Source organism: Wolbachia endosymbiont of Drosophila baimaii (assembly GCF_028982185.1).
Taxonomy (GTDB): Bacteria; Pseudomonadota; Alphaproteobacteria; order Rickettsiales; family Anaplasmataceae; genus Wolbachia; species Wolbachia pipientis.
Window position 1 is genome coordinate 1 of sequence record NZ_JAPQLE010000056.1, and the last position, 6,200, is coordinate 6,200.

Annotated in this window: 5 protein-coding genes and 1 pseudogene; 1 reads left to right on the forward strand and 5 read right to left on the reverse strand. The window is 35.1% G+C overall.

Annotation, left to right across the window (positions count from 1 at the left end; translation table 11 throughout):
• Nucleotides 1-52: 52 nt before the first annotated feature.
• On the forward strand, nucleotides 53-223 hold the full coding sequence (locus tag OZD66_RS01800) for a hypothetical protein (protein ID WP_182366817.1): 171 nt from the start codon (nucleotides 53-55) through the stop codon (nucleotides 221-223).
• On the opposite strand, the gene OZD66_RS01805 is transcribed toward OZD66_RS01800, so the two are convergent.
• From OZD66_RS01805 to OZD66_RS01825, 5 genes and pseudogenes are all read right to left on the reverse strand, one after another.
• On the reverse strand, nucleotides 215-811 hold the full coding sequence (locus OZD66_RS01805) for a Maf family nucleotide pyrophosphatase (RefSeq protein ID WP_007550161.1): 597 nt from the start codon (nucleotides 809-811) through the stop codon (nucleotides 215-217). The two genes, OZD66_RS01800 and OZD66_RS01805, sit on opposite strands and share 9 nt — an antisense overlap.
• On the reverse strand, nucleotides 789-1,052 hold the full coding sequence (gene infA, locus OZD66_RS01810) for a translation initiation factor IF-1 (RefSeq protein ID WP_007550159.1): 264 nt from the start codon (nucleotides 1,050-1,052) through the stop codon (nucleotides 789-791). Before infA ends, OZD66_RS01805 begins: the two co-directional genes overlap by 23 nt.
• Nucleotides 1,053-1,164: 112 nt before the next feature.
• Complete coding sequence (locus tag OZD66_RS01815) at nucleotides 1,165-3,603, reverse strand: coiled-coil domain-containing protein (RefSeq protein WP_182366732.1); 2,439 nt, start codon at nucleotides 3,601-3,603, stop codon at nucleotides 1,165-1,167.
• A 253-nt stretch (nucleotides 3,604-3,856) separates the two neighbouring features.
• Nucleotides 3,857-4,585, reverse strand: a pseudogene (locus tag OZD66_RS01820) (IS5 family transposase).
• A gap of 103 nt (nucleotides 4,586-4,688) precedes the next feature.
• Nucleotides 4,689-5,966: an adenylosuccinate synthase gene (locus OZD66_RS01825; RefSeq protein ID WP_182366811.1), complete on the reverse strand. Its 1,278-nt coding sequence runs from the start codon at nucleotides 5,964-5,966 to the stop codon at nucleotides 4,689-4,691.
• Nucleotides 5,967-6,200: the final 234 nt, after the last annotated feature.

The following is a 6,200-nucleotide window of genomic DNA, read 5'->3' on the forward strand; positions in this document are numbered from 1 at the left end:
AAAACATTCCTCTATTCGAATCCTTTCGTCGTGCTGTTGATTCTGCCTTCCTATGACCCGTTCGGACTATTATGAGAAATGCTATACTTTAACAGAACACACTGATGGTTATGATCGCAATAGAATTGCATTAGCTAACAGAAATAAAAGACCACTAGATTGGGCTAAACAGGTTGCTGAGTCACAACAAAAAAAAGATACTAATAAAGGCATTTCAATATAAATTGAAGTTAAAATAATTGCTTAGCAAACAATAGGTTTCATGTAATGGTAACCCTATAACGGAAGAGTAGGAGCCGCGTAAGAACAATACGAACACTCCAGCTAGGCCTTGTATATTGCATCCCCCCGCCCTATTTTTCCACTCTTCTGATGCTAAATAATACTTAATTTCTTGTTCACTGAGACGTTTAAATTTCACTATTGTAACCACAGTCCTGATATGTTGTTTAGATTGATCGGGAGTTAATAGACATACACTGGTGTATACTCTATGCCTTCTTCCTGATAACAAGCGGATACATTTTTCTGCTTGCTCAACGTTTTCAGCTTTGAGCAATATCCTTCTACCACAAGCAACAACTGTATCAACACCAAGCACAAAGTAATTTGGATTTGAGCTTTGTATTTTCTCCGCTTTACTTTTTGCCATACGGATTGAGTAATCCTTCGGAAGTTCCTTTTTTAAAGGGGCTTCATCTATATCTGCTGGCAAAATTAAACCTGGCTCAATGTTTATTTGTTTTAGTAAAGCTATACGCCTTTTCGATGATGAAGCAAGAATAAGATTATTTAGAGATCGTTCTGTCACTTGTACCTTTAAGCCTTCTAATGATCCTACCCTTTCTCGCATTCCTATCGTAAATGCTCATCTCAACTAACACCCTATCCCCTATAATGATGCGTATTTTACTTCTTCTCACTTTCCCCGATACATGACAGATAATCTCATGTTCATTGTCCAGTTTCACTCTAAATTCTGCTGCAGGTAGTAAAGCAGTTACTGCCCCTTCCACTTCAAAAATTGTTTTCGATTTCTCGTCTTTTATCATATGTTATATTATAATTTAATAATCTTTTTTAGTCTACTATAGATTTTAAATTATTATCAACACAAAAGACCTTTTGCGCCCCACTTAAGTTGCAACTTAACCCCAACCATCTTCACAGTGATACCCTACCTACGTTTCTACTCTCTGCCACCTTCTCAATAGAACTTATAGGACTTATGTTGAAAGATAAATCATTATCACAATTTTCTTCATCGCTATCAAGTCCACTATCAACGCTTAAAGATCTGAGTAATGTTGTCTTCTCTCTCAGTGGAACATAAGACTCATTATCAACGCTTGAAGATTTGGATAACCTTTTCTTCTGTCGTGGAGCATTACCAGACTCATTAGAAATTTCTCCCGTTAATTGATTGTTGAAGCTCCTTTGTTCATCAGCACGAATTTTTTCTTCCAGTCCATCAAGCATTCCTACCAATTCATCACCCCATTCATTTTCTTCTTCTAATAATTGTTTACACTTTTCTTTCTCACGCTCTAGCTTGTTTCTTAACTCTTCGACTTTATCTTCATCTTTAGTGAGTTCAAGTGTAAGCACCTTATCTCCTGGAAATTCCTCGTACTCGTTTTCTAGCTCTTCAATGTTGAGTTTTAGTCTCTCTTCTCCAAGTGTATCTTGTAAATTGCTATCCTGCCTATCTGATTCTTTAATCTTTTGCCCAATTTCTACTTGTACCTTATATTCCTGATCTAATTCTCTTAGCTGATCTTTCAAGCGCTCTTTCTGCTGGCGTCGTTCAACCATTATCTGTTCCGCATCTTCTCGTGCTTGATTTAGCTCTTTTTCCAAATTCTTCTTTCCTGCATTAACAATTTTCAGCTCTTCCTTTAGCTTTCTTTTTTCTTCATATACACCTTTAAGTTCTTGTGCTTTCCCTTGTAGCTCTTTTAACACACCTGCTAATTCTTCATTTTTTTGTGCCAGTTCAGTTTGCAATTCCGTGTTTTTTTGCTCCTCTTTTTCAAACCTGTCTTGTAAATTGCTATTCTGCTTCTCTAACTTTACAATTGTTTGATTAGCTTCTGCTTGGGTTGTTTCTAGTTTCTCCTGTAGTCGCTGATTTTCTTGTATTAATTCATGGTGCTTTTTATTTATCACTTGCAACCCTGCTTCTATTTCTCGCTTCAATTCAACAGCTTCTTTTTTCAAATTTGACATTTCTTGCTTCAATTCAACGTTTTTTTCGGACAGCATCTGATTATTTAAAATCAATTCATCCATTTGTTGTGAAGCAAATTCTGTCTGAGTTCCAGTGTGCTGTAAATTGACTTCCGTTTTAGTTTCAATTTGTTGTGAAGCAACTTCTGTTTGAGTTTTAGTGTGTTGTAAATTGACTTCCGTTTGAGTTGATGCATTGCTATTAATAGAAGGAGGAAGGCTATTGTCAGCATCAACTTTAGGGTCTAATTCCCCCTCTGGTTCCTTGCGATAGGCCACTATAGATTCATTTTGAAAATTGTTATTAGCAGTAGGCACAACATCAGCAGCCTTACCCTTTTCTAGTACAGCATCATATAAGGAGAGACCTTGAATATATAATTCATCATTTTGCTTTATCAATTCTAAGATCTCCTTCGATAGCACAAAATCTTCATCATTAAATTTTAGTACTTCAGTTATGCCATCGCTACTCACATTCATAATTATGGTACACATTTCGGATCCATCCTTTATAGGCCAAGTGCTTGTCATTTTATAATATGCGCCCTCTTTAAATTTATAATGTCTTTCCTTACCTTTCCGATGAGCATGTATTTCGTGTTTTTTATTGCAATAGATATTCAGCTCTTTAATATCTTTCTCTTGCTGTAAAATGTCACTAACCCTTACTGGCTCATTTCCATTGTGATTAATAGAGTTGATATTCAAAACTCTATAAGCGTTATCAGTTTCTGTGTAATAAGCTTGAAGCTCTACGCCTTTCCTTCCAAGATATTTACTTGCAGCTTTTTTTCCCTGCTCTGCCAACTTTATGCATTTATCTATATCTTTCTTAAAGCTCTTATTAGCAGACTCTGTTACTGCTTTATCTATGTACGTTTTTTTAAAATCTCTATCATTTATTAGGTCATAAAAACTCCACTCATCTCTATAAGCCTTCTGTATAGCAGTGAAGTCACTTTCTTCTTTCAAAAGCATTAAGAAGCCTACCTTGTCTTCTAGGTCTTTTAGTTTAAAGCCTGTTATTATCTTCTCTAATTGAGAAAAATTTTCAGCAGGATTATTTAAATTTTTTAACTCTTTGTATAATTTATTATTTTCTGCAATTGAGCGGCAGAACTTTATTATAGCAGAGTCCTTAGTGAAAGAATTGTCTTTTTCCATTTTATTGATACAGTCCTTGAGGGATGTAAAATGCGATTCAATCCATGACGAATATAGATCGTATTCATAAGATGCCAACAAGCAATGTATTGCATTCCAAGCACATGATGCTACCCTTATAACTGATTCAACATCATAATTCTCTGACTGATTACTTGTTTTTCCTGTCTCTGCTGTTTTTTCTTCCTTAGCCAAACTTCCAATCATAATACGCCTCCTTAACTATATTTATATTATACTAATTAACATATATTAAAAGAAATCAAACTGTATAACCTCGTCCTACACTAACTTTTATGATTACTTAATTGTGTAAAAATAACTGCAAGTGTTAAACTTGAGCTTTTATTTTTCATTATACATTTCTTACTACATGTTTATACTGCTGTCTTGCATAATAGACTATTCGAAGTTACACAAGTATTTTTTTTATTNTAGATAAGAGTTAGTAAGAGCCTGTTCATAATTTTTTCAGAAGTAAGGCAGTGAAAGCCAGAACGACCATTTGTAGGCTAGTATTGAGTTTTCGCTCACAATTTTTCCACAATCTTCTACATTTTTCTAACTAAGCAAAAGACCGCTCCACAACCCATCTTTTGGGCAATACAACAAAGGAACGTAATTCATTTCTTTTGATCGCTTCAACGGTTGCACCAATAATCGTTTTTATTTGAGTTACAAAATTCTCTCCAGTATAGCCTGCATCAACCAGTACATTTTTAACTCCCGAGAGGTTTTCTTTTGCATTTTCGACCATTCTCACAGCACTGCTACGGTCAGTTATCTCTGCTGTTGTTGTATAAATTGCATGCTTGCGTATCTACTGCAATACGGCCCTGAAATCTTCTTGCCTGCATCATAGCTTCAGCAGTATCTGCATTTTTTATACTCTGTGCATCAATTATGCAGAAGCTTTTCCGACCATTGTTTTGTCGCAATTATTTTTTTTTAATACCAGCTCCAGAACACTTTCTTTATTTACATCTGGTTTTTCACTCCACTTCTTAAAATAGTCGTAACAATTGCGCCATTTTGGGAACTCTTTTGATACCATTCTCCACTGGCAACCACTTTTTAACACGTATAACACTCCACAAAATACATCATGTAAATCAAGTGTTCTTGGTTTTGTCTTCTTTCTGCAAGATTCCAGATCTGCTACAATAATCTCAAACTTTTCTCGACTTATGTCACTTGGTTATAAACTTCGCATATCCTACTTTATATACTTTATCCTCTCACTTTATCTCTTTTTTGAGATTACGTATAGGCTTTAAGATACAAAGACGTTTTCAGAAATCTTTAAGCTTAATAACATCCTCTCTCTTTGGACTAGTTGAAATTAGATGAATTGGTACACCTATTAATTTTTCTAACCTGTCTATATATTTTATTAAATTGATAGGCAATGTTTCAATCGACCTTTTACCTTGAGTGTTCTCTTTCCAGCCAGAAAACTCTTCATATATTGGCTCTAATTCCTCTTGTATTGAATGCGATGCGGGTAAATAATCATATATTTTTCCACTATACTTGTAACCAGTGCATATTTTAATTGTATCAAAAGAATCAAGCACATCTAATTTGGTTAATACAATGCTTGAAACTCCAGAGAGTTGTACGGCCTGGCGCACTAAAACTGCATCGAACCATCCGCAACGCCTTCTCCTATTGCTCACTGTTCCAAGTTCCTTACCTATAGTAAACAAGCTATCTCCTACTTCATTTTCCTGCTCAGTAGGAAATGGGCCATTGCCCACTCTTGTTGTATAAGCTTTTACCACACCAATAATGTAAGCATTGGAGGATAACCCTGAGCCTGTTATTGCTTGCGATGCTACAGTATTACTTGAAGTAACAAAAGGGTAAGTTCCGTGGTCGATATCTAAAAATGCGCCTTGGGCACCTTCAAATATTATTTTCTTACCTTCTTTCATCAAGTCATTTAATATCTTCCACACAGGTTTTTTATATGAAAGAATTTTTTCTGAAATCTCTTGAATTTCCTTTAATATTTCTTCTTTTTTAACTACCTGGTGGTTAAGGCCTTTCCTGATAGCATTGTGGTAATTCAAAAGAGTATCCAATCTTTTATTGAGCTCATCTGCGTTTTCTAAGTCACAAAGGCGTATAGCTCTCCTCCCAACTTTATCTTCATAACATGGTCCTATCCCTTTATTTGTTGTACCAATTTTGTGATTTCCATTTAAATCTTCAAATAGCTTTTCCTTGTCCTTATGTATGCTAAGTATTAATGGACAGCTCTCGGATACCATCAAGTTGTTATAGTTTACGTCTACTCCTTTAACTTTCAATGACTCTATTTCTGAGATTAGAGCGTGTGAATCAAGAGCAACGCCATTTCCTATGATAGATATTTTGCCTGGCCTCAAAACAGCAGAGGGCAGTAAATTTAATTTATAAACCTCATCATCTATTACTATAGTGTGCCCTGCATTATTTCCTCCCTGAAATCTCACAACTGCATCTGCATTTTCAGAAAGATAATCTACTATTTTACCCTTGCCTTCGTCACCCCATTGCAGACCAACAATTACAATGTTATTCATCATTATTTTCTAAATTAATACATAAATATTAATGCAGTACGCTACAAATGGAAAGAGAAATCTACGCCTTTCCTACACCTCTTAAATAAAGAAATATACTGTCGATTTTCTTAATATATTACCAAATTATTCATCATTATATGATATATAGCTCTTTCCATAAAAGTCCGGATGTGGTAGGATAAGGATAGATGATGATAAGGAGGTTGAACGCCAGCAGCATATAGTTATGAT